Genomic DNA, 21,252 nt, shown 5'->3' on the forward strand with positions numbered 1-21,252 from the left:
GAGGGTGTTGCGGCCTTGCGGCGGTGTGTCGTCAGTCGAGCTTGATGTCGCGCGCCTTGATGAGCGCATGCCACTTCTTGCGTTCGGTGTCCACGAAGCGGGCCATCTCGGCGGCGTCCGTGGGGCGGGCCTCCCAGCCGGCGTCGTAGAGCTTCTGCTTCACGCCGGTGTCGTTCATGCTTTTCAGCAGGTCGGCGCCCAGGCGCGCCTGGATGTCCTTGGGCGTGGCGGCCGGTGCCACCAGCCCCTGCCAGGTGTAGGCCTCGACGGCGTAGCCGAGCTCCTTGGCCGTGGGCAGCTGGGGCAGCTGCGGCACGCGCTCGGCCGACATGGCCAGCAGCGGAATGACCTTGCCGGCCTTCACGGCGCTGATGCCGCTGGGCAGGTCGAGCATCATCAGCGGCACCTGGTTGCCCATGAGGTCCTGCAGCGCGGGCGCGCCGCCCTTGTAGGGAATGTGCAGCAGCGACACGCCGGCTTCGCGCTGGAACAGCTCGTAGGCCAGGTGGTGCGGGCTGCCGGTGCCCGGCGTGGCGATGCTGTACTTGCCCGGCGAGGCCTTGAGCGCCGCGATGAGCGCCTTGGCGTCGCTGAAGCCCGCGCCCGGCGCGGCCGTGATGATGAGTGGCGAGCGGCCCATCATGCCGAGCAGCGCGAAGTCTTTCTCGGCGTCGTAGGGCAGCTTCTTGTAGAGCGCGGGGTTGTAGACCAGCACGCCGTTGTCGGCCGAGAACACGGTGTAGCCGTCGCCCGGCGAACGCGCCACGTTTTCCGACGCGATGATCGCGCCCGCGCCGGGGCGGTTGTCGACCGTGACGGGCTGTGCGAGCTGCTGCGAGAGCTGCGCGCCGGCCGTGCGCGCGAGGTAGTCGGTGCCGCCGCCGGCCGGGTAGCCCACGACCCAGCGCACGGGCTTGGTCGGGTAGGCCGAGGCGGTCTGTGCGGTGGCCGCCGGTGCGAGCAGCAGCGTGGCGGCGCTGGCCGCCACGAAGGCGGCAGCAAGGCGGAAGGTCCGGGTTCTGGCGGTCGTCATGGCGGTGTGTCTCCGTTTTTTTGAAAGGGGGTGGCGCAGTCGATCAGCGCGCGGCGATGGTGTTGACCAGCGCGCCGATGCCGTCGATCTCGGTCACGACCACATCGCCCGGCTGGCAATCGACCACGCCGTCGGGCGTGCCGGTGAGGATGAGGTCGCCCGGCGACAGCGTCATGAAGCGGCTGAAGTACTCGATGAGGAAGGGCGCGTCGAAGATCATGTCGCGCGTGTTGCCCTGCTGCGTGACGGTGCCGTTCACCGTGGTGCGCAGCGCGAGCGCCATCGGGTCGGCCACGTCGGCCGCATCGACGAACCACGGGCCCAGCGGCGTGCAGGTGTCGCGGTTCTTCACGCGCAGGTTGGGGCGGTACCAGTTCTCGAGGTAGTCGCGAATCGCGTAGTCGTTGGCCACCGTGTAGCCGCCGATGAAGTCGTACGCGTCGTCGCGCTTCACGTGCTTCGCGGTCTTGCCGACCACGATGGCGAGCTCGCACTCGTAGTGCATGAACTTCACGTCGGTCGGGCGGTGCGTGAGCTGGCGGTGGCCGATGAGCGTGCTCTGGCCCTTGACGAACACCAGGGGTTCCTCGGGCGCCTTGAACTCGAGTTCTTTCGCATGGTCGGCGTAGTTCAGGCCCAGTGCGAGGATGGTGCGCGGGCGCGCCGTGGGCGCGAGCGGCGGCAGCCACACGAGCTGCTCCTGCGGCACGACGCGGCCGTCGGCCAGCCGCACGGCAGCATCGGCCTGGCCGTTGAATTCGTGCGCGGTGCCGGTGTGTTCGCGGCCTTCGAAGATGACGCGTGCGTGCTTCATGCCGTTGCTTCCTTCACCAGCGTGTTGCTCAGGGTCTCGAACCCCGGCGCGGAGATGTCGATGCGGTCGCCCGCGCGGGCCAGCGGACGGCCCAGGTCACAGCCGAGCATCAGCACGTCGCCGTGCGCCAGCGTCATGAACTCGCCCACGTCGGCCAGCAGCTGCGGCGCGGGGCGCACGAGCTGCGAGAAGTCGATCGACTGCTTCAGCTCGCCGTTGATGCGCACCTCGACGCGGAACTGCGCCGGGTCGGCCACCTCCTGCGCATCGCGCAGCGCCGGGCCGATGCCCAGGAAGCCGTCGACGCACTTGAACTTCACCGGCGGGCGGAAGAAGCTCGCATGCGGGATCGACAGGTCGTTCAGCAGCACGAAGCCTTCGACGTCGCCCTCGGCGCCGATCACCATGCCGATGCTGGCGCCGACTTCCACGTCGGTCACCGCGGCGGGCACGGCGATGGTGCTGCCGTGCGGGCTCCAGGTGTTGGCCGTCTTCACGTAGAGCACGGGCGCCTTTGGCGGTGCCTTGTAGGGCGCCTCGGTCATCTGCGGCGCGAGCGCCGCGGCCTCGGCGCGGAAGTTCAGCAGCGTGCCGTACACGGTGCCGGTGGGGAGAAAGGAGGTGGTCATGGTTCGGGTTGCTCCAGCGCGATCAGTTCGTCCAGCAGGCCGTAGAGCTGCGTCAGCTTGGCCTTGCCCAGCGACTGCTCCATCCAGTCGTAGTGCGCCTCGATGCTGGTGCCCAGGCGCTTCACGAGCTTCATGCCGTGCGGCGTGGCCTCGACCACGGTGCGGCGCTGGTCGGCCGGGTCGCGGGCGCGGGTGATGAGGTTGTCGCGCTCCATGCGCGCGAGCACGCCCGTGAGGCTGGGGCCGAGGATGAAGGCCTCGCGCGCGACGCGGCCGGTGTCGACCGCGCCGTGCTCGCCGAGCACGCGCAGCACGCGCCATTGCTGGTCGGACAGCGCGTGCTCGCGCAGGCTGGGCCGCGTGTGGGCCATCACGGCTTCGCGGGCCTGCAGCAGCAGGCGCGGCAAATTGCGGTGCGTGAAGGTGGTGCTCAAAAGCTGTGCCTCTCAGAATTATTTAACATGTTAAATGAATGCCGAGAAAACACGCCTGCGGGATAACCCTTGCGGGCCGTCGGGTGCTCAGTCGATCGTGGTGCCGGAGGCGCGGATCACCCGGCCCCAGCGTTCGGTTTCGCTGCGGATGTAGGCGGCCAATTGCTCCGGCGCGCCCGCACCGTGCGCACCGGGCGCGGCCGGCTCGAAGCCTTCGTTCTCGAGCTTCTGGCGCAGCGCGGGTTGCGCGACGAGGCGGGCGATCTCCTGGCTGCAGCGGTCGATGAAGGCCTTGGGCGTGCCCGCGGGCGCGACCACGCTCTGCCACGCCACCGCCTCGAAATCGGCGGTACCGGCCACGCCCGACTCGGCCACCGTCGGCACGGCGGGGAAGGTCGGCTGGCGCTTGCGCGAGGTCACGGCCAGCGCGCGCAGCTTGCCGCTGCGCACGTGCTGCAGGGCCGGCGCGATGTCGGTGAACATGAGCTGCAGCTGGCCGCCGAGCAGGTCGGTCAGCGCGAGCGCGCTGCCCTTGTAGGGCACGTGCACCATGTTCGCGGCGGTCGCGACCTTGAACATCTCCGCGCCCAGGTGCTGCGGGCTGCCGTTGCCGGCGGAGCCGTAGCTCAGCGCGTCGGGCCGCGACTTGGCGAGCGCCACCAGCTCGGCCAGCGTGGTCGCCGGCACCGACGGATGCACCACCACCATCAGCGGCACCGCGCCGATGAGGCCGACGGGCGCGAAGTCTTTCGCGGGGTCGTACGAGAGCTTCTTGTAGAGCCAGGGGTTGATGGCGAGCGTGGTGCTGGTCGCGACCAGCAGCGTCGAGCCGTCGGGCGCGGCGCGCGCCACCTGCGAGGCGCCGATGGCGGTGCCGGCGCCCGGCCGGTTGTCGACGATCACGGTGCGGCCCAGGGCGGTGCCCAGCTGCTGCGCGATGAGCCGGCCGAGCATGTCGGTCGTGCCGCCGGGCGCGTAAGGCACGACGATGGTGATGGGCTTCTCGCCTTGCGCCCGCACGAGGGCGGGGCCTGCGGCGCAGGCGGCGGCGGACAGCGCGCCCAGATGGCGCAAGGCATGGCGACGGTTCATTGGCTTGTCTCTCTTTCTTTTTCGGGTGTCGGTGCGGCCACCACGGCGGCGCCGCGCAGCAGGTCGACCAGCGCGAGCGCGTCGGCCGGCACGGCATGTCCGCGCCAGGCCACGTGCTGGTCGGGGCGCGAGATGACGAGCGGCCGGTCGTACACGGCGGTGGCGGCCGAGGCGCGGATGTCGAGCGTGCGCAGCGGCAGGCCGCGCACCGCGGCGGCCGCTTCGAGCGGCGCGACATCGATCGCGGGGTCCAAGCGCAGCAGCGTGTAGCCCTCGCCGGGCATCGCCATCGCGTCGTACAGCGAGCGGCCGTCCTCCAGCCACAGGTGCGGCGTGCGGCAGCCCGGCACGGTCGAGGGCGTGAACTCGTACATCGTGTAGGCGGGCGCGGCCTCGCCGTCGTAGGCGATGAGCGGCGAGCCGTCGTAGAAGTAGCCGAAGTTGAGCCCGCCGCAGCAGTACTGCTGCACGTTCAGGTCGTACAGCGCCTGGCCGCGCGCGGCGCGCAGCGCGTCGCCCTCGGGCCCGGGCGCCTCGATGTTTTCGGGAACGCCTTCGCGCTGGCGCTGCAGCGCCAGCGCGTGGTTCATCGCGAACCGCGACACCTGCTCGGTGATCGGCTGGCGCTCGGCCTCGTGCGCCGCGAGCGCGCCCTCGGCCAGCCAGCCGTGCAGCCGGCCCGCGAGCAGCCACGAGAGGTTCATCGCATCGGCGATGCCGGCGTTCATGCCGTAGCCCGCCATCGGAATCCACAGGTGCGCGGCGTCGCCGCAGATGAACACGCGGCGGTCGCGGAAGCGGTCGGCCACGAGCCGGCGGCCGACCCAGTCTTCGTTGGAGATCACTTCGTACTCGAAGTCGTCGCCCACACCCAGGATCTGGCGGATCGCCCAGTCGCGGTCGATCGAGTCGAAGTCGGTTTCCTCGGGCAGCAGGTAGTTGTGCAGCAGCCAGGTCTCGTGCCCGTCGATGGCGTACACGTTGCCGCAGCGCCGCGGGTTCAGCGCGAAGGTGGCCCAGGCCGGCGGGTGTTTCAGCAGGCCCAGCAGCGCAGGCGCGCGAAGGTACGTCGACTGCACGCGGCCCACCACGTCGGTGCCGTGCAGGCTGGCGCCGATCTTCTTGCGCACCGTCGAGCGGCTGCCGTCGCAGCCGACGAGGTACTGGCAGCGGATGCGCACCGCGCGGCCGTCGTCCAGGTCCACGCCCGTGGCCCACACGCCCTCGTCGTCCTGCTCGAAGTCGTCGATGCGCGTGCGGTTGCGGATGCGCAGGCCGGGCGTGCCCTCGGCATGCGCGAACAGCACCGGCTCGAGAAAGATCTGGTTGATGCGGTGCGGCGGTTCGGCCGTGGGCCACCAGGTGTCGGGGCCGCCGGTGGCGGTGTAGCGCTCGCGGCGCGCGGGGATCGGAATGCGCGACAGCTCCATGCCCGTTACGGCCGTGCGGTAGGCCACGTCGTTGGGGTAGTCGGCCGGCAGGCCAGCATCGCGCAGCGCCTGCGCCACGCCCAGGCGGCGGAACACCTCCATCGAACGCGCCGCGACGTGGTTGCACTTCACGTTGGGTGGCTCGCCGCGATGGCGGATCTCGGTCATCAGCACGTCGATGCCGCGTTGCGCCAGGTCGATGGCCAGCGTCAGCCCCACGGGGCCGGCGCCGACGATCAGCACCTGGGCTTGCAGTTGCTCGGTCATGGGTCGCTTGTCTCCAGATTCTTGTGAGGCGCCATTACAGTGCCGAACCGGCTCGCGGAAAAAGTGAAACTTTCATGGCCATTCATAAAAAACCACTATCAATGCGCGGCGTGCCTTCTGTGCGGCAGCTGCGCGCGTTCGCGGCCGTGTACCACAGCGGCCAGCTGTCGAGTGCGGCGGCTGCGTTGTCGCTGACGCAACCGGCCGTCAGCGTGCTGTTGCGCGAACTCGAAGCGCGGCTCGGCGTGCGCCTGTTCGACCGCACCACGCGTTCGCTGCAACGCACCGAGGCCGCGAACGAAGCCATCGCCTATGCCGAGCGCGTGCTCGCCGAACTCGATGCGCTGGGCACCGGCATGGCCGAGCTGGCGGCGGGCCGGCGCGGGCGCGTGCGCATCGCGGCCACGTCCACCATCGCGCAGACGCTGATGCCCAAGGCCCTGCGCCGCTACCTCGACCTGCATCCCGACGTGAAGGTCGCCATCGAAGACTGCGCGCCCGGGCAGTTCGTGGAGAAGGTGCTCGGCGAGCAGGTCGACTTCGGCGTGGGCACGCTGCAGGCGCGCACGCCGGGGCTGGACCAGCGCGTGTTCGTGCACGACCACCTCGCGGTGATTGCCGACCGCGACCTGCGCCTGCCCGGCACCGACCGCATCACCTGGCGGCAGCTCGCGGGCCATCCGCTGATCACGGTCAAGCCGGGGTACGGCGTGCGCAGCAGCATCGACATCGCCGCCGCAACCGCCGGCGTGCGGCTGGACATCGCCTACGAGGTGACGCTCTTGACCACGGCGCTCGCGATGGCGGCCAGCGGGCTCGGCCCGGCGCTGCTGCCGGCGTCGATCCTCGCGCATGCCGACCACACGCGGCTGGTGGCGCGGCGGCTCATGCGCCCGACCGTGGCGCGCAACATCGCGGTCGTGACGCGGCAGGGCCGATCGCTCTCGCCGGCCGCGGCGGCGTTCGCGGACCTGCTGGTGCGCGAATTCGCCATCGCCTGAACCGCGCCCCCTAAACTCGCTGCATGGCCAAGGACAAAACAACTTTCGTCTGCAGCGAATGCGGCGGCACCAGCCCCAAGTGGCTCGGCAAATGCCCCAGCTGCGGTGCATGGAACACACTCATCGAACAGGTCGCCGGCGCGGCCAACGGACCGGCCAACAACCGCTTCGGCACGCAGTTCGCGTCGCTCGCGGGCGCCTCCGAACTCGCCACGCTCTCGGAAATCGAAGCCACCGATGTCGCGCGCACGCCCACCGGGCTCGACGAGCTCGACCGCGTGCTCGGCGGCGGCATCGTGTCGGGCGGCGTCACGCTGATCGGCGGCGACCCGGGCATCGGCAAGTCGACGCTGCTGCTGCAGGCGGTCGACGCGCTGCAGCGCGCGGGGCAGAACGCGCTGTACGTCACCGGCGAAGAAAGCGGCTCGCAGGTGGCGCTGCGCTCCAAGCGGCTCGGGCTCGACCACTCGCAGGTGCAGGTGCTGGCCGAGATCCAGCTCGAAAAAATCATCGCCACGCTCGACGCCACACGCCCGGCCATCGCGGTGATCGACTCGATCCAGACCGTGTACTCCGACCAGCTCACCTCCGCGCCCGGCTCGGTGGCGCAGGTGCGCGAATGCGCGGCGCACCTCACGCGCTTCGCCAAGACCAGCGGCACGGCCGTGGTGCTGGTGGGCCATGTCACGAAAGAAGGCGCACTGGCCGGCCCGCGCGTGCTCGAGCACATGGTCGACACGGTGCTGTACTTCGAGGGCGACACGCACTCGAGCTTTCGCCTCGTGCGCGCCATCAAGAACCGCTTCGGCGCGGTGAACGAGATCGGCGTGTTCGCCATGACCGAACGCGGCCTGAAGGGCGTGACCAACCCGAGCGCGATCTTCCTGAGCCAGCACGCCGAGCCGGTGCCCGGCAGCGTGGTGCTGGTCACGCTCGAAGGCACGCGGCCGATGCTGGTGGAAATCCAGGCGCTGGTCGACAACGGCGGGCCGAGCCCGCGCCGGCTGTCGGTGGGCCTGGACCGCGACCGCCTCGCGATGCTGCTGGCCGTGCTGCACCGCCACGCGGGCGTGGCCTGCATGGACCAGGACGTGTTCGTCAACGCGGTGGGCGGCGTGCGCATCAGCGAGCCCGCGGCCGACCTGGCCGTGATGCTGGCCATCACCTCCAGCTTGCGCGGCAAGCCGCTGCCCAAGGGCTTCATCGCCTTCGGCGAAGTCGGCCTGGCCGGCGAGGTGCGGCCCGCGCCGCGCGGCCAGGAGCGCCTGCGCGAAGCGGCCAAGCTGGGCTTCAGCGTGGCCGTGGTGCCCAAGGCCAACGCGCCGCGCAAGGGCACGAAGGAGATCGAGGGCCTGACCATCCACCCGGTCGACCGCATCGAGGAAGCGATGGACGTGGTGCGACGACTCGACTGACGCGCACCCGCACGACAACACCCCCACCAGGAGACCCCCCATGCAACTCATCGTCTCCGCCGGGCTGATCGCCGTGGTCGTGCTGTGGGGGCTGGTGTCTCCTGCGTCGCTCGATCGCGTGTTCAGCACCGCGCTCGCCGACATCACGCGCAACTTCGGCTGGTTCTACCTGTGGGTGGTGCTCGGGCTGGTGGTGCTGGCCGTCTTCCTGGCGTTCAGCCGCTTCGGCGACCTGAAGCTGGGCGACGAGGACGACGAGCCCGAGTTCTCCATCGGCGCCTGGTTCGCGATGCTGTTCGCGGCCGGCATGGGCATTGGCCTGGTGTTCTGGGGCGTGGCCGAGCCGATCTCGCACTACGCGAACCCGCCGCCCGGTGTGATCCCTGGCACGCCCGATGCGGCCGGCGTGGCCATGCGTTACGCCTTCTTCCATTGGGGGCTGCACCCCTGGGCGATCTACGGCATCGTCGGCCTGTCGATCGCCTTCTTCAGCTTCCGTCGCAAGGCGTTGCCGCTGGTCAGCTCGGCCACCGAGGCGCTGCCGTGGCGCTTCGTGCAGCGGCTGTCGCCGGCCTTCAACGTGCTGGCCGTGGTGGCCACGGCCTTCGGCGTCGCGGCCTCGCTGGGCATGGGCGCGACGCAGATCAACAGCGGGCTGCACGCGGCCTTCGGCACGGACATCGGCCGCTGGACGCAGGCGGCGATCATCGTGGTGACGACGGTGCTGTTCATCACCTCGGCGGTCACGGGCGTCGAGCGCGGCGTGAAGTGGCTGTCGATGGGCAACCTGGTGCTGGCGGCGCTGCTGGCGCTCACGGTGCTGGTCGTGGGGCCGACCATCGCCATCGTCGAGACCTTCACCAACACGCTGGGTTCGTACCTGGCCGAATTCGTGCGCATGAGCCTGCGCATGAACCCGTTCCGCAACAGCTCGTGGGTGGCCGACTGGACGCTCTTCTACTGGACCTGGTGGCTCGCGTGGTCGCCGTTCGTGGGCCTGTTCATTGCGCGCGTGTCGCGCGGCCGCACGATCCGTCAGTTCATCCTGGGCACGGTGATCGCACCCACGCTGGTGGGCTTCGCGTGGTTCTCGGTGTTCGGCGGCGCGGCGCTCAACTTCGAGATCTTCCAGGGCGTGCCGCTGGTCGAGTCGGTGAAGGCCGACGTGTCGACCACCATGTTCGTGATGTTCAAGGCCATGCCCATGGGCGGGCTGCTGTCGATCGTGGCCACGCTGCTGGTGTTCGTGTTCTTCGTGACCTCGGGCGATTCCGCGACGCTGGTGCTGGGCATCATGAGCACGAAGGGCAATCCGAACCCGCCTGCCCGCGTCAAGATCACCTGGGGCGTGCTGGTGGCGGCGATTGCGCTGAGCCTGCTGTTCGCGGGCGGCATCAAGGCGATCCAGACGGCGACCATCGTGTTCGCGCTGCCGTTTGCGTTCGTGATCCTGCTGATGGCGCTGTCGGTCACGCTGGCCATCCGCGACGACTGGAACGCCGAGCAAAAACGCGAACGCGAGCTGCGGCGCAAGATGCGGCAGCTCGTGAACTGGTAGGACGGACAAAAAAACGCCCGGCGCGCGGTGGACACGCGCCGGGCCTACCCTCCCTACCTTCCCTGGCCTCCCTGGCCTTCTGTGTTCTTTGCTTGCTTAGCTTCCGATGTGCATCGTGAACGCCGGCCCGTTGTTGAGCACGCACTGGCCGCTGCCCAAGGTGGCGGAGTTCATCGTGTACTGGCAACTCAGGTTGCCGCCGCGACTGCCGGTGGCGTTCGCCACGCCGGTGGTGCGCGAGCCGGCCACGCGGGTCGCCTCTCCCTGAAACTGTTCGGCACCGATCTGTGCATTGAAGTGGCCGCGGCCGTTCATGTCGTTGGTCACCGTGCCCCCGACGGCGCCGTAGCGCGCGGCTTCGGCGTTCGACGGATACAGCCGCGCGCTGAAGGTCTGTGACACCGGCCCCGGTGCGACGGCGTAGCTTTGCTGCGACGGCGCGATGGGAGCGGGTTGTCCGAGCGGCACCACGTAGCAGCCGCTGAGGACGGTGCCCGCGAGTGCGGCGGCAAGGGTGAGTCGAACGATGGTGACGGAACGCGGGATGTTCATGCGTTTCTCGGTGGCCCGGGCAGATGCCCGTGCGGCGAAATGTGCCCGCACCCGCCCCGGCACCGCGTGCCTTTCGCCGGGAGTACCGCTTTCTGCGCCCGGCGGTAGCCACGGCGGCTACTGCGACGGGGTCGGGGCCGCACAATCGCGGGCCGTTCCTCGCCCTCGCCGAATGAAATTCGTCGTTGCGGCTCGAGGGCGATGCGCACATGGCGCAGGTGCGCGACCCCGTGGGGCAACTGCATCGGCCTGCGAGGGCCTTCCACCGGGCGGCGACAATGCGCCCCATGAATTTCCAGAAATTGCTGGTGCCCGTGGGGGCCGTCGTTCTCCTCGGCCTGTCCTGGCACCAATACGGTTGGGCCGGCGTGGCGTTCGCCGGCGGCGCCATCGTGATGTTCCTGCTGATGCACTTCAACCGCACGATGCAGGTGCTCAAGCGGGCCGCCGACCGGCCCATTGGCACGGTGGCGAGCTCGGTGATGCTGAATGCCAAGCTCAAGCCCGGCGTGACGCTGATGCACGTCATCGCGATGACGCGCGCGCTCGGCGAGCAGCGCTCGCCCGAGAACGAGCAGCCCGAGCTGTACCGCTGGACCGATGCCGGCGGCTCCTACGTCGATGCCGTGTTCAACGGCGGCAAGCTGCAGAGCTGGACGCTCACGCGGCCCGAGACGCCGGCCGACGAAGAAACGACCGCGGCCTGAAGGCGGCGCGGGCGCTTCGCCTGATTCAGAACCTCAGAACGGCGCGTCTTCTTCCTCGGGCGTGTCGGCCTGCGCCGCAGGCGCGGTGGCCGCAGCCTTCGGTGCCTCGTCCGGCGGTGCCGCCGAGAACGCCGCTTCACCGCCCAACGCATCGAGCAGCGCCGGCACCAGCTGGCCGAGTTCGCCGGTGGCAATGGCCACGTCGGCGTCGAAGTTGTCTTCCTTCTTGCCACCCGCCGCACCATCGCCCGTGCCTTCGAGGAAGGTGATCTTGCGAATCAGCAGGCCGTGCGTGAGCTCAAAGGACACGCGGTCGTCCCAGGTGAGCGCCAGGCGCGTCGGACGCTTGCCGTCGGTGATGTGCTGCTTGACCTCGTCGATGTCCAGCGCGTGCTTGGCGTAGCGCACCACGGCCTTCGAGTCGTCCGAGGCCTTGAGCTCGCACTCGCGGTCGATGCTGAAGCCGGCCGGCGGCTCCTGCGTCAGCAGCCAGTTGGCCATGGCGGCGGCCGGTTCGATCTGCGTGTTGATCAGCGCCACGGCAAAGCCGTCGAGCGACTTCACGAGGCTGGTGACCACTTCGTCGGCGCGGGCGGCGTTGCCGCAGTTGATCACGAGGCGGTTCTCGGCCTTGTCGATCCACACCGTGACGCGCGCGCTGCGCGTGAAGGCCATGGGCAGCAGCTCCAGGGTGATGTCTTCCTTGAGCTCCTTCTTTTCCTTCTTGCCGGGCTTGCGGCCGGTGGTGGTCTCGATGTGGGCGCAGCGCTCGTCGAGCTTGCGGCGCACCACGGAGCCGGGGACCTGCTTGCTCTCGATCATGTACTCGACCAGCCACTGGCCGTCGATGGACTCCACCAGCGGGCCGTTGGCCTCGCCGCGCGGCTCGACCCAGCCGGCGGACTTTTCCTGCGAGGGGCCGCAAGGCACGAAGCGTTGCTTGGCCAGCCCTTCTTCTGCCTCGGTCAGTGATTGGGACCAGGCAGGTTCGATGCGATAGACGATGACGTTCTTGAATACGGACACGGGAACCCTTTTTCCACTGGTTGGCACAACCGGCCATTGTCGGGCACCCGGTTCCGGGCTCGGCCGTAAAATCGAAAGCTTTTGCGACTTCCCAGTGGGTCGCACCCCCACACCGCTCCCAAAGGAATCAGGAAATGAGCTCGATCCCCCCCTCGCTGGACGACCGTGACGGCAAGATCTGGATGGACGGCGAACTCGTGGACTGGCGCGACGCCAAGATCCACGTGCTGAGCCACACGCTGCACTACGGCTGCGGCGCCTTCGAGGGCGTGCGCGCCTACAAGACGGCCGACGGCAGCACGGCGATCTTCCGCCTGGCCGAGCACACCGAGCGCCTGTTCAACAGCGCCAAGATCCTGCGCATGAAGATCCCGTTCTCGCAGGAACAGCTGAACGAAGCCCAGAAGCAGGTCGTGCGCGAGAACAAGCTCGAGAGTTGCTACCTGCGCCCCCTGATCTGGATCGGCTCCGAGAAGCTGGGCGTGAGCCCCAAGGGCAACAAGATCCACGCCATGGTCGCGGCCTGGTCGTGGGGCGCCTACCTCGGCGAAGAAGGCATGCGCCGCGGCATCCGCGTGAAGACCTCGAGCTACACGCGCCACCACGTGAACATCACGATGACGCAGGCCAAGTCGGTCAGCAACTACACCAACTCGATCCTGGCCAACATGGAAGCGCTGGACGACGGCTACGACGAAGCGCTGCTGCTCGACGCGAGCGGCTTCGTGTCGGAAGGCGCGGGCGAGAACGTGTTCGTGGTCAAGAACGGCGTGGTCTACACGCCCGACCTGTCGGCCGGCGCCCTGAACGGCATCACGCGCAACACCATCCTGCACATCTGCAAGGACCTGGGCATCGAACTCGTGCAAAAGCGCATCACGCGCGACGAGGTGTACGTGGCCGACGAGGCCTTCTTCACCGGCACCGCTGCTGAAGTGACGCCCATCCGCGAACTCGACCGCATCGAGATCGGCAACCGGGGCGACGGCGGCGCGCGCGGCCCGGTCACCGAGAAGATCCAGTCGGCCTTCTTCGACATCGTGAACGGCAAGAATCCCAAGTACGCCCACTGGCTCACGAAGGTCTGAGGAACAACATGTCCACCAATGCAGTCGTCGAACTCCTCGCGAAGGAGCTCAACCACCAGGGCGGCGTGTTCTGCCCCAGCCCCAAGGCCGACATGAAGCTCTGGAACAGCCACCCGAAGGTCTACCTCGACGTGGCGCGCACCGGCGAAGCCAAGTGCCCGTACTGCGGCACGGTGTACCGCCTGAAGGCGGGCGAGACCGTGTCCAGCCGCCACTGAGCGGCCAGGCGGAAAAAAGAAACCGGCCCTTGCGGCCGGTTTTTTCGTTTCAGCTTTGCCGGGCCGTGGGCCACAGGCCGCGCCACGGATCGGGGTCCTGCGATTCCTGCGCCAGCCGCAGGTAGACCATCGCGATCCACAGCACCGCCAGCCCGATCTGCGCGTCGCGCATGGCCGAGTTCACGCTCGACGCGATGAGCGCGATGAGTGTCGCGGCCAGCGCGTAGCGGCCGGCGATGTCGGGCCGGCGCCAGGCCTGCCAGACGGCGACGAGCATGATCGCCAGCAGGCTCAGGATGCCGGGGATGCCGCTTTGCGCGCCCACCCAGAGGAAGTCGTTGTGCGGCATGTTGGAGTCGGCGAACAGCGCCGGGCCGCGCTTGTGCCACTGGTCGGTCCAGCCGCCGATGCCCCAGCCCGCGACGGGCTGGTCGGCGATCATGGCGCCGGTGTCGCGGTACATGTAGTAGCGGATGATCCAGCTGCCGTGGAACACGGCGCCGGTCTGCGCCTTCTCGAGCTCCTCGATGCCGGTCTCGACCTTCTGCTGCAGCTGCGGCAGCTGGTACAGGCCCGCGCCGATCACCACCGCGCCCAGGATCAGCGCGGCCGACAGCGCCTTGAGGTGGTTCTTCCACTGGTGCAGGCAGACCACCGGAATCACCAGCAGCAGCGCGAGCACCGAGGTGCGCGAGGTGAGTGGCAGCGCGACCACGGCGCCCAGCCCGAGCACGAGCGCGAAGGCCGCCAGTGCGCGCAGGGGCCGGTGCCCCGTGATCTGCGACAGCCCATAGACCGCGGCGCTGGCCGCGACGATGCTGAACAGCAGCGCGTTGCTGATCGACTTGTTGCCCACCTCCATCACCACGCCGCGCAGCGCGCCCGGCACCGGAAAGCCCAGCGTGTAGTGCAGCACGATGAGCGCGATGTTGAGCGCCGCGATCAGGAGGAAGCCGCGCAGCGCCCACAGCGCCTCCTCGCGCGTGAGCGCCATCGCCATCAGGAAGGTGAAGGCGATGCGCAGCCCGTGGAACAGGTTGGAGGGGGTCTCGGGGTAGTGCGGCCGCACGGCCAGCACGATGAAGGTCCACGCCACGTAGGCGACCACCGGCCACCACAGCGGGTTGGCGCGCAGCCGCGCATAGCGCTCGCGCAAGCCGCCGCCCACCAGCAGGGCAAGCAGCAGCACGATGGCCGACAGGTAGGTGACGCCGACCGGCATGAACACCACCAGCCCCCAGAACATGGCCGCGGGCCGAACGATGTGCGATCTCTGCATAGGGCCGGGATTTTAGGTGCGGCCCCTCGGCCGACCCTGACTTGCCCCTGCGCACCCGAAGGCGCTCAGTGCGCTGCGGCGGCAGGGCCTTTGGCTGGCAGGCAGATCACGAAGCTCGCGCCGCCACCCGGCCGGTCTTCGCAGCGCACCGAGCCGCCGTGGCGCTCGGCGATCGACTTCACCAGCGCCAGCCCCAGGCCGACGCCGCCATTGCGCTCGCTGGCGCCCGGCAGGCGGTAGAAGGGCTCGAAGATGCGTTCGCGCAAGGTCGCCGGCACGCCCGGCCCGCGGTCGTTGACGCGCACCGTGGCGTAGCCGCCGGCGCTGCCGAGTTCGACGCTGATCTCGCCGGCGCCGTAGCGGCGGGCGTTTTCCAGCAGGTTGCGGATCGCGCGGCGCAGCAGGCGCGACACGCCGGGCACGGTGAGTGTGGCGTTGTCGGTGCCTTCGGCCAGGTCGAGTTCGGCGTTCACCTGCGCGCACTCTTCGGCGGCCAGACCGGTCAGGTCGACGGCTTCGATGGTGCCCATGTCGGCCTCGCTGGCGTCGAGCCGGCTGGCCAGCAGGATCTCGTCGATGAGCTGGTCGAGCTCGCCGATGTTGCGCGAGATTTCCTCGCGCGCCGCCGGGCTGGGCTGGTCGCCCATGAGCTCCAGGCCCATGCGGATGCGGGTGAGCGGCGAGCGCAGCTCGTGCGAGGCGTTCGCCAGCAGCGACTTGTGGGAGCGCACGAGCTGCTCGATGCGTTCGGCGGAGGCATTGAATCGCTTGGAGAGATCGGCCACTTCGTCTTGTCCTTCCTCGATCACGCGCGCCGAGAGGTCGCCCTCACCCCAGCGCTGCACGCCGCGCTGCAGGGTCTCGAGCCGCTGGGTGATGCGCCGCACGATCGGGTAGACGCCCAGCGCCACCGCCACGCCCACGAGCGCAATCATCCAGCCCAGCCCGAACGGGGTGCGCCAGGGCGCGAAGCCGCCGGTGCCGGTGGGGCGCTCGCGCGGCGCCACGCGCAGCGTCATGTCGCGGCCGTCGCTCAGCTGCACATCGAACTCCAGGCCCTGGCCGGGCACGCGCATGGCCTTGCCGGTGCCGATGGTGCGGTCTTCGTTGTCGAGCACGACCACCTCGCGCGGCACCGGCGCCAGGCGTTCGCGCTCGGCCTCGGCGGCCACGCGCACGATCCAGTTGGCCATCAGCGTGAGGATGACCACGCCGCCGACCACCGCGAGCCAGATGCGGACGTAGAGGTGGCGGCGGTAGAGGCTGCGCAGCATCGCGGGGCGGTCCGGGTCAGTCCTGTTGCTTGGCGAAGACGTAGCCCACGCCGCGCACGGTGAGGATGCGCTTGGGGTTCTTCGCGTCGACCTCGATGGCCGCGCGGATGCGGCCCATGTGCACGTCGATCGAGCGGTCGAAGGCCTCGAGCTCGCGGCCGCGCACGGCTTCCATGATCTGGTCGCGCGTGAGCACGCGGCCCGCGCGCTCGGCCATCGCCACGAGCAGGTCGAACTGGTAGGAGGTGAGGTCGGCCAGCGCGCCGGCCACCGACACGGTGCGCGCGTTGCGGTCGATCTCCAGCGTGCCGAAGCGCATCACCGTGGAGGCTTCGGCCTCGGTGGCGTTCTCGCTGCGCCGGCGCAGCACGGCGCGGATGCGTGCCAGCAGCTCGCGCGGCTCGAAGGGCTTGGGCAGGTAGTCGTCGGCGCCGATCTCCAGGCCGATGATGCGGTCCATCGGGTCGCCCTTGGCCGTGAGCATCAGCACCGACACCTTGGCCAGCGGGCCGGGCAGGGCGCGGATGCGGCGGCAGACCTCGAGGCCGTCGGTGTCGGGCAGCATCAGGTCGAGGATCACCAGGTCGGGCGCGTGCTGCTGCAGCTGCTCCAGGCCGGTGGCGCCGTCGCCGGCGTGGTTGAAGGCGAAACCCGACTGTGTCAGGTACTCGCCCACCATCTGCGCCAGGCGGGTGTCGTCTTCGATCATCAGGAGTTGGGGGGTGCTCATGCGCTTCATGGTCGTTCACCGGGAGCAAGCGGGCTTGAACGCTCCGTAAAGTTGGGTAAACGCAGCATCGCCCTGTCAACCTGGATTGCTGCGAAAAACATAGCGCCTCGCCCAGGTTGCGTGGGCGCCATGCGGCAATGATGACCTACCGGGGCGCGACTCGCGCGGTTCGTGTGTGTCAACACGCACCGCCGACCCCGGCGGGGGCCGGTCAGCCCGCGGCCTGCAGGCGCAGCCGCAGGGCCAGCGCGGCCGACAGCGGCAGGTCGATGGGCGCGTCGGCGCTGCCCGGGGCCTGGGCCAGCGCCTCGAACAGGGGCAGGGCGTCGGCCATCGGGTTGATGTCCTTCAGCGTGGCGGCGGCGGCCGAGCGCGGCGCGGTCGCCGCGGCGGCATCGCCGACCAGCGACCAGTCGAGGCTGGCCACCGTGCGGGCCGTGCGCTCGGGCGCGATCACCAGCGCCACGGCCAGCAGGCCGCGGCTGTCGGTCACCGAGGCCAGCGCGCCGACCGTGGGGGCGTCGTAGCCCACCAGCAGCACCGGCGTCTGGTCGGCCGCGCACTGCACGGCCGCTTCGAGCAGGCCGGCGGCAAAGCTGTGGCCATAGGCCGAGACGGCGTTGCTGGCCGCCATGCAGCCGGTGCCGATGGTCCAGTAGCCCACGGCCGCGTTGTGCACCGAGTTGTGGAACTTGGTGGGCGACAGCATCTTCGGGTCGCCCGCGAGCGTGCTGCACATGTAGTCGTTGATCGACAGGTCGCCGTGCGCCGACGTGAACACGCAGGGCACGTCGGCCGCGGGCCGGTCGGCGCCCGCGATGGCCGCGGCGGCCACTTCGAGCGCCAGCGCCACGGTGTCGGGCGCGCGGCGGCGCTCGGCCGGGGCCAGCACCTGCGGCGAGGGCCGCTTGGCGGGCGGATCGGCCAGCGCGCCTTCGCCGCGGAAGGCCACGCGCGCGGCCTCCCAGCCGGGCAGCGTGGGGGTCCAGAAGGCGGGGCCTTCGATGTAGAGCGTCGGGGGCTTGGGCGTGCTCATGCGGCCACCGCCTTGCCGAAGACCAGCGCGCAGTTGTTGCCGCCGAAACCGAAGGAATTGGAGAGCGCGTAGCGCACCTCGCCCTTTGCGGGTTCGAGCTTGATCTGCGGGCCGAAGCCCTCGTCCAGCGTGCGCGTGTTGACCGTGCCCGGCATCAGGCCGCGCTCGATCGCCAGCAGGCAGACCACGGCCTCGACGATGCCCGCGGCGCCCAGCGTGTGGCCCATGAAGCCCTTGGTCGAGCTGGCGTGCGTGCGCGCCGGGAAGCGGCGCGCCACCAGCGCGCCCTCGACCTCGTCGTTCTTCTGGCTCGCCGTGCCGTGCATGTTGATGTAGTCGATGGCGTCGGCCGCCAGGCCCGCGCGCGCCAGCGCGTCGTCGAGTGCGCGCTCGGCGCCCAGGCCCTCGGGGTGCGGCGTCGACATGTGGTGTGCGTCGCTGGCTTCGCCGTAGCCCAGCAGCTGCATGGCGTTGTCACCGGCCTGCACGCGCTCGACCAGCGCAAAGCCGGCCGCTTCGCCCAGGCTGATGCCCTTGCGGTCGGCGTCGAAGGGGCGGCAGGGCTCGGTGGAGACCAGCTCCAGCGAGTTGAAACCGAACAGCACGCTGCCGCACAGCGTGTCGGCGCCGCCGACCACGGCCGCGTCGGCCAGGCCCAGGCGGATCAGGCGCTCGGCCGAAGCGAACACCTTGGCGCTGGACGAGCAGGCGGTCGAAATCGTCTCGCTCGGGCCGTCGATGCCCAGCACCTGCTGCACGAACATGGCCAGCGAATGCGGCGTGTGGACGGCCGCGCGGCGCTGGTCCGGCGGAAAGTTGCCGTCGGCGTCGAGCTGCGTGTAGGCCAGCTCGGTCTCGCCGATGCTGGCCGTGGAGGTGCCGAGCACCAGCGCGATGCGCGTGGCACCGTACTTCTGGCGCGCGGCGGCTACGGCCTCGAGGAAGCCGTCGGCCTGCAGGCCCAGCCAGGCCAGCCGGTTGTTGCGGCAGTCCCAGAACGCGGCCGATTCGGGCAGGCGGACGTCTTCCAGGCCGTCGACACGGCCGATCCAGGTCGGCAGCGGTGCCTCGCCGAAGTCGTTGGCGCGCAGGCCGCTGCGCGAGTGCGCGAGTGCGTCGGCGTGCGCTTCCTTGCCGACGCCGACGGCCGAGGTGGCCGTGTAGGCACTGATTTGAAGGGGAGAAATTCGGGACGGCACGATGGATGTGGGAGCAGGCGACAGGCGAAAGGGCGTTGGCGACAGAAGAAAAAGCGGGAAAGCGCAATTTTCACGCAATGAATGTCGCAGCCTACCAGCGTTGCGTATCAGGTTGCGTCGGCTGTTTCCTATAGATGACAGCTCCGGCGCAGGCCCTATTGACGCTCGCCGTCGCCTGTGCGGGCCGCCATGCGCGAGGCCAGCGCCACCAGCAGCAGCACCGGCACGCCCAGCAGCGCGGTGGCGGTGAAGAAGGTGCTGTAGCCGTAGGCGTCGACAAACGCGCCCGAATAGCCGGCGATGAACTTCGGCAGCAGCAGCATCAGCGAGCTGAACAGCGCGTACTGCGTGGCCGAGTAGCTGATGTTGGTCAGGCTCGACAGGTAGGCGATGAAGGCCGCCGAGGCGATGCCGCCGGCCAGGTTGTCGGCCGAGACCACCGCGATCAGCGCCGTCAGGTCGTGTCCGCGCGTGGCCAGCCAGGCGAACAGCAGGTTGCTCGCGGCGCTCAGCACGGCGCCCAGCATCAGCACCCGCATCACGCCCAGGCGCATCGACAGCACGCCGCCCACGAAGGCGCCCACCAGCGTCATGATCACGCCGTAGATCTTGCTGACCGTGGCCACCTGGTCCTTGGTGAAGCCCATGTCCACATAGAAGGGATTGGCCATGATGCCCATCACCACGTCGCTGATGCGGTAGATGGCGATCAGCGCCAGGATCAGCGCCGCCTGCCACTTGTAGCGGCGGATGAAGTCGGCAAAAGGTTCGATCAGCACGCTTCGCAGCCATTCGCCCGCGTTCTTCGCCTTCGGCAGCACGCGCCGCACCGGTTCGGGCGACAGCAGCACCGTGAGCACGCCGACCGCCATCGAGGCCGCCATGACGAGGTAGGCCGTCTTCCAGGCGCCGTTCTGGTAGGCCGCCGCGCCGGTGACCGCCACGGCGGGCGCCACCTCGGCCCAGGCCGCGACCCACAGCACGCCGGCGCCGGCCCAGATCATCGCGAGCCGGTAGCCCGTTTGATAGGCGGCGGCCAGCGCGGCCTGCTTGCGCGTCTCGGCCGATTCGATGCGGAAGGCGTCCAGCGCGATGTCCTGCGTGGCCGAGCCGAAGGCCACCAGCAGCGCGCACCAGATCAGTGGCTGCAGCCCCAGGCGCGGGTCGTTCATCGCCATGCCGACCAGCCCGACGATCACCATGCCCTGCGCCAGCAGCAGCCAGCCGCGCCGACGCCCGAGCAGCGTGGTCAGCGGTGGCAGCGGCAGCCGGTCGACCAGCGGCGCCCAGACCCACTTGAAGCCATAGGCCAGCCCGACCCAGCTCAGGTAGCCGATGGTGGTGCGGTCGATGCCCGCCTCGCGCAGCCGGAAACTCAGCGTGCCCAGCACCAGCAGCAGCGGCAGGCCGGCCGAGAAGCCCAGCGCGAGCATGCGCAGGGTGGCGGGTTCGAGGTAGACCTTGAGCGCGTCGCGCCAGGGCAGCGCGGCGCTCGCGGGGGCTTGGGTGGGTTCGGCGGGCGGTGCGGACATGAGTGGGGGATTGTCCATGAGCTGTTGGGGAGATCGGCGCGCCCGCTCGTCTCCATTTGTTCCTATCATCCGGGCACCTATGTGCACACGATGCGAACGCCCCCTTTCCGCCCTCTCCGAAGCCTCGGCCTGGAACCCGCGCCGGGCCTTCCTGCTGGCCGCTGCCGGTGCCGCGCTGAGCGCGCCGGCGCTGGCGCAGGTCAATGTCGGCAATGCCTCGGTGGCGCGCAACCTCGTGCCCGCCGACCAGATCGAGGCGGCCGGCGTGCAGCAGTACGGCCAGCTGCTCGAACAGGCGCGCGCCAAGGGCGCACTGGCCGGCGATGGCAACCCGCAGCTGCAGCGCCTGCGCACCATCGCGCAGCGGCTCATTCCCTTCGCCCTGCCGTGGAACACCCGCGCGCGCGAATGGAAGTGGGAGGTGAACCTGATCGGCAGCAAGCAGATCAACGCCTTCTGCATGCCCGGCGGCAAGATCGCCTTCTTCACCGGCATCCTCGAACAGCTCAAGCTGAGCGACGACGAGGTCGCGATGGTCATGGGCCATGAAATGGCGCACGCGCTGCGCGAACACGCCCGTGCGCGCATGGCCAAGAGCGTCGGCACCGGCGCGGCGCTGTCCATCGGCGCGCAGCTGCTGGGGCTCGGCCAGGTGGGCGACCTCGCGGCGCGCGCCGGCACGCAGCTCATCACCCTGAAGTTCAGCCGCAGCGACGAAACCGACGCCGACCTCGTGGGCCTCGAACTCGCCGCGCGCGCGGGCTACGACCCGCAGGCCTCGGTGTCGCTGTGGAAGAAGATGGCCACCGCCTCCAAGAACCAGGGCGGCCTGAGCTTCCTGTCGACCCACCCGAGCGGGCCGGACCGCATCGCCAAGCTCGAGGCGAACGTGCCGAAGGTCGAGAACCTGTACCGGGCGGCTGCGCGCAAGTAGCTGC

General features: G+C 69.7%; 21 protein-coding genes. 7 read left to right on the plus strand and 14 right to left on the minus strand.

Annotation, left to right across the window (positions count from 1 at the left end):
* Positions 1 to 31 precede the first annotated feature (31 nt).
* The 6 genes from FFI97_RS30160 to FFI97_RS30185 form a co-directional block, all read right to left on the minus strand.
* Positions 32 to 1,033 (minus strand): Bug family tripartite tricarboxylate transporter substrate binding protein, encoded by a 1,002-nt coding sequence (locus tag FFI97_RS30160; RefSeq protein ID WP_062476841.1) that lies wholly within the window; start codon positions 1,031 to 1,033, stop codon positions 32 to 34.
* Between the two features lie 43 nt (positions 1,034 to 1,076).
* A complete protein-coding gene (locus FFI97_RS30165; RefSeq protein WP_139704048.1) occupies positions 1,077 to 1,847 on the minus strand; it encodes a fumarylacetoacetate hydrolase family protein in 771 nt (256 codons plus the stop codon).
* Positions 1,844 to 2,476, minus strand: a complete 633-nt coding sequence (locus FFI97_RS30170; protein WP_139704046.1) for a fumarylacetoacetate hydrolase family protein — start codon at positions 2,474 to 2,476, stop codon at positions 1,844 to 1,846. Before FFI97_RS30170 ends, FFI97_RS30165 begins: the two co-directional genes overlap by 4 nt.
* Positions 2,473 to 2,910: a homoprotocatechuate degradation operon regulator HpaR gene (gene hpaR, locus FFI97_RS30175; RefSeq protein ID WP_056583837.1), complete on the minus strand. Its 438-nt coding sequence runs from the start codon at positions 2,908 to 2,910 to the stop codon at positions 2,473 to 2,475. The genes FFI97_RS30170 and hpaR overlap by 4 nt, the downstream gene beginning before the upstream one ends.
* Positions 2,911 to 2,997: 87 nt before the next feature.
* The gene (locus FFI97_RS30180) at positions 2,998 to 4,002 is read right to left on the minus strand and encodes a Bug family tripartite tricarboxylate transporter substrate binding protein (protein WP_139704043.1); all 1,005 of its coding nucleotides are present in this window, start codon (positions 4,000 to 4,002) and stop codon (positions 2,998 to 3,000) included.
* Positions 3,999 to 5,699, minus strand: coding sequence for an FAD-dependent oxidoreductase (locus FFI97_RS30185; RefSeq protein WP_139704040.1), 1,701 nt, complete (start codon positions 5,697 to 5,699; stop codon positions 3,999 to 4,001). The genes FFI97_RS30180 and FFI97_RS30185 overlap by 4 nt, the downstream gene beginning before the upstream one ends.
* Positions 5,700 to 5,800: 101 nt before the next feature.
* Here FFI97_RS30185 and FFI97_RS30190 point away from each other — a divergent pair, with 101 nt between their 5' ends.
* From FFI97_RS30190 to FFI97_RS30200, 3 genes are read left to right on the plus strand one after another with little or no spacing between them, the layout of a single operon-like run.
* Positions 5,801 to 6,700 carry a LysR family transcriptional regulator gene (locus FFI97_RS30190; protein ID WP_235944202.1) on the plus strand — a complete coding sequence of 300 codons (900 nt, stop codon included), beginning with the start codon at positions 5,801 to 5,803 and terminating at the stop codon, positions 6,698 to 6,700.
* 23 nt (positions 6,701 to 6,723) lie between these two features.
* Positions 6,724 to 8,115 carry a DNA repair protein RadA gene (gene radA / locus FFI97_RS30195; RefSeq protein WP_070063503.1) on the plus strand — a complete coding sequence of 464 codons (1,392 nt, stop codon included), beginning with the start codon at positions 6,724 to 6,726 and terminating at the stop codon, positions 8,113 to 8,115.
* 40 nt (positions 8,116 to 8,155) lie between these two features.
* A complete protein-coding gene (locus FFI97_RS30200) occupies positions 8,156 to 9,673 on the plus strand; it encodes a BCCT family transporter (RefSeq protein WP_139704035.1) in 1,518 nt (505 codons plus the stop codon).
* Positions 9,674 to 9,769: 96 nt separating this feature from the next.
* Here FFI97_RS30200 and FFI97_RS30205 read toward each other — a convergent pair whose 3' ends face one another.
* Entirely contained in the window at positions 9,770 to 10,225 is a 456-nt protein-coding gene (locus FFI97_RS30205; RefSeq protein WP_095949802.1) for a hypothetical protein, read from the minus strand.
* Positions 10,226 to 10,503: 278 nt separating this feature from the next.
* Here FFI97_RS30205 and FFI97_RS30210 point away from each other — a divergent pair, with 278 nt between their 5' ends.
* Positions 10,504 to 10,932 carry a glycerate kinase gene (locus tag FFI97_RS30210; protein WP_139704033.1) on the plus strand — a complete coding sequence of 143 codons (429 nt, stop codon included), beginning with the start codon at positions 10,504 to 10,506 and terminating at the stop codon, positions 10,930 to 10,932.
* A 33-nt stretch (positions 10,933 to 10,965) separates the two neighbouring features.
* Here FFI97_RS30210 and FFI97_RS30215 read toward each other — a convergent pair whose 3' ends face one another.
* Complete coding sequence (locus tag FFI97_RS30215; RefSeq protein ID WP_095949800.1) at positions 10,966 to 11,958, minus strand: recombination-associated protein RdgC; 993 nt, start codon at positions 11,956 to 11,958, stop codon at positions 10,966 to 10,968.
* 134 nt (positions 11,959 to 12,092) lie between these two features.
* On the opposite strand from FFI97_RS30215, the gene FFI97_RS30220 reads away from it, so the two are divergent.
* Together FFI97_RS30220 and FFI97_RS30225 are read left to right on the plus strand one after the other, a co-directional pair.
* Positions 12,093 to 13,046 (plus strand): branched-chain amino acid transaminase, encoded by a 954-nt coding sequence (locus FFI97_RS30220; protein ID WP_139704030.1) that lies wholly within the window; start codon positions 12,093 to 12,095, stop codon positions 13,044 to 13,046.
* Positions 13,047 to 13,054: 8 nt separating this feature from the next.
* A complete protein-coding gene (locus tag FFI97_RS30225) occupies positions 13,055 to 13,264 on the plus strand; it encodes a zinc-finger domain-containing protein (protein ID WP_007836801.1) in 210 nt (69 codons plus the stop codon).
* Positions 13,265 to 13,313: 49 nt separating this feature from the next.
* Here FFI97_RS30225 and FFI97_RS30230 read toward each other — a convergent pair whose 3' ends face one another.
* The 6 genes from FFI97_RS30230 to FFI97_RS30255 all read right to left on the minus strand — a co-directional run bounded on the left by FFI97_RS30230 (position 13,314) and on the right by FFI97_RS30255 (position 20,332).
* The gene (locus FFI97_RS30230; RefSeq protein ID WP_139704027.1) at positions 13,314 to 14,543 is read right to left on the minus strand and encodes an O-antigen ligase family protein; all 1,230 of its coding nucleotides are present in this window, start codon (positions 14,541 to 14,543) and stop codon (positions 13,314 to 13,316) included.
* 65 nt (positions 14,544 to 14,608) lie between these two features.
* Positions 14,609 to 15,817 (minus strand): ATP-binding protein, encoded by a 1,209-nt coding sequence (locus FFI97_RS30235; protein WP_139704025.1) that lies wholly within the window; start codon positions 15,815 to 15,817, stop codon positions 14,609 to 14,611.
* Positions 15,818 to 15,833: 16 nt separating this feature from the next.
* Positions 15,834 to 16,556, minus strand: a complete 723-nt coding sequence (locus tag FFI97_RS30240) for a response regulator transcription factor (protein ID WP_139704022.1) — start codon at positions 16,554 to 16,556, stop codon at positions 15,834 to 15,836.
* A 202-nt stretch (positions 16,557 to 16,758) separates the two neighbouring features.
* Positions 16,759 to 17,583, minus strand: a complete 825-nt coding sequence (locus FFI97_RS30245) for a beta-ketoacyl synthase chain length factor (protein ID WP_139704020.1) — start codon at positions 17,581 to 17,583, stop codon at positions 16,759 to 16,761.
* Positions 17,580 to 18,782: a beta-ketoacyl-[acyl-carrier-protein] synthase family protein gene (locus FFI97_RS30250; RefSeq protein ID WP_185993756.1), complete on the minus strand. Its 1,203-nt coding sequence runs from the start codon at positions 18,780 to 18,782 to the stop codon at positions 17,580 to 17,582. The genes FFI97_RS30245 and FFI97_RS30250 overlap by 4 nt, the downstream gene beginning before the upstream one ends.
* Before the next feature lie 155 nt (positions 18,783 to 18,937).
* Positions 18,938 to 20,332: an AmpG family muropeptide MFS transporter gene (locus tag FFI97_RS30255; protein WP_070063493.1), complete on the minus strand. Its 1,395-nt coding sequence runs from the start codon at positions 20,330 to 20,332 to the stop codon at positions 18,938 to 18,940.
* A gap of 61 nt (positions 20,333 to 20,393) precedes the next feature.
* On the opposite strand from FFI97_RS30255, the gene FFI97_RS30260 reads away from it, so the two are divergent.
* Complete coding sequence (locus tag FFI97_RS30260; RefSeq protein WP_070063492.1) at positions 20,394 to 21,248, plus strand: M48 family metallopeptidase; 855 nt, start codon at positions 20,394 to 20,396, stop codon at positions 21,246 to 21,248.
* Positions 21,249 to 21,252: the final 4 nt, after the last annotated feature.

The organism is Variovorax sp. KBS0712, assembly GCF_006323185.2.
GTDB lineage: Bacteria > Pseudomonadota > Gammaproteobacteria > Burkholderiales > Burkholderiaceae_C > Variovorax > Variovorax boronicumulans.

Bases quoted from the DNA above. Each gene is read 5' to 3' on its own strand.
- FFI97_RS30160 (WP_062476841.1), bottom strand. From the start codon at position 1,033: ATGACGACCGCCAGAACCCGGACCTTCCGCCTTGCTGCCGCCTTCGTG.
- FFI97_RS30165 (WP_139704048.1), bottom strand. From the start codon at position 1,847: ATGAAGCACGCACGCGTCATCTTCGAAGGCCGCGAACACACCGGCACC.
- FFI97_RS30170 (WP_139704046.1), bottom strand. From the start codon at position 2,476: ATGACCACCTCCTTTCTCCCCACCGGCACCGTGTACGGCACGCTGCTG.
- FFI97_RS30180 (WP_139704043.1), bottom strand. From the start codon at position 4,002: ATGAACCGTCGCCATGCCTTGCGCCATCTGGGCGCGCTGTCCGCCGCC.
- FFI97_RS30185 (WP_139704040.1), bottom strand. From the start codon at position 5,699: ATGACCGAGCAACTGCAAGCCCAGGTGCTGATCGTCGGCGCCGGCCCC.
- FFI97_RS30190 (WP_235944202.1), top strand. From the start codon at position 5,801: ATGCGCGGCGTGCCTTCTGTGCGGCAGCTGCGCGCGTTCGCGGCCGTG.
- radA (WP_070063503.1), top strand. From the start codon at position 6,724: ATGGCCAAGGACAAAACAACTTTCGTCTGCAGCGAATGCGGCGGCACC.
- FFI97_RS30200 (WP_139704035.1), top strand. From the start codon at position 8,156: ATGCAACTCATCGTCTCCGCCGGGCTGATCGCCGTGGTCGTGCTGTGG.
- FFI97_RS30205 (WP_095949802.1), bottom strand. From the start codon at position 10,225: ATGAACATCCCGCGTTCCGTCACCATCGTTCGACTCACCCTTGCCGCC.
- FFI97_RS30210 (WP_139704033.1), top strand. From the start codon at position 10,504: ATGCGCCCCATGAATTTCCAGAAATTGCTGGTGCCCGTGGGGGCCGTC.
- FFI97_RS30220 (WP_139704030.1), top strand. From the start codon at position 12,093: ATGAGCTCGATCCCCCCCTCGCTGGACGACCGTGACGGCAAGATCTGG.
- FFI97_RS30225 (WP_007836801.1), top strand. From the start codon at position 13,055: ATGTCCACCAATGCAGTCGTCGAACTCCTCGCGAAGGAGCTCAACCAC.
- FFI97_RS30230 (WP_139704027.1), bottom strand. From the start codon at position 14,543: ATGCAGAGATCGCACATCGTTCGGCCCGCGGCCATGTTCTGGGGGCTG.
- FFI97_RS30235 (WP_139704025.1), bottom strand. From the start codon at position 15,817: ATGCTGCGCAGCCTCTACCGCCGCCACCTCTACGTCCGCATCTGGCTC.
- FFI97_RS30240 (WP_139704022.1), bottom strand. From the start codon at position 16,556: ATGAAGCGCATGAGCACCCCCCAACTCCTGATGATCGAAGACGACACC.
- FFI97_RS30245 (WP_139704020.1), bottom strand. From the start codon at position 17,583: ATGAGCACGCCCAAGCCCCCGACGCTCTACATCGAAGGCCCCGCCTTC.
- FFI97_RS30255 (WP_070063493.1), bottom strand. From the start codon at position 20,332: ATGGACAATCCCCCACTCATGTCCGCACCGCCCGCCGAACCCACCCAA.
- FFI97_RS30260 (WP_070063492.1), top strand. From the start codon at position 20,394: ATGTGCACACGATGCGAACGCCCCCTTTCCGCCCTCTCCGAAGCCTCG.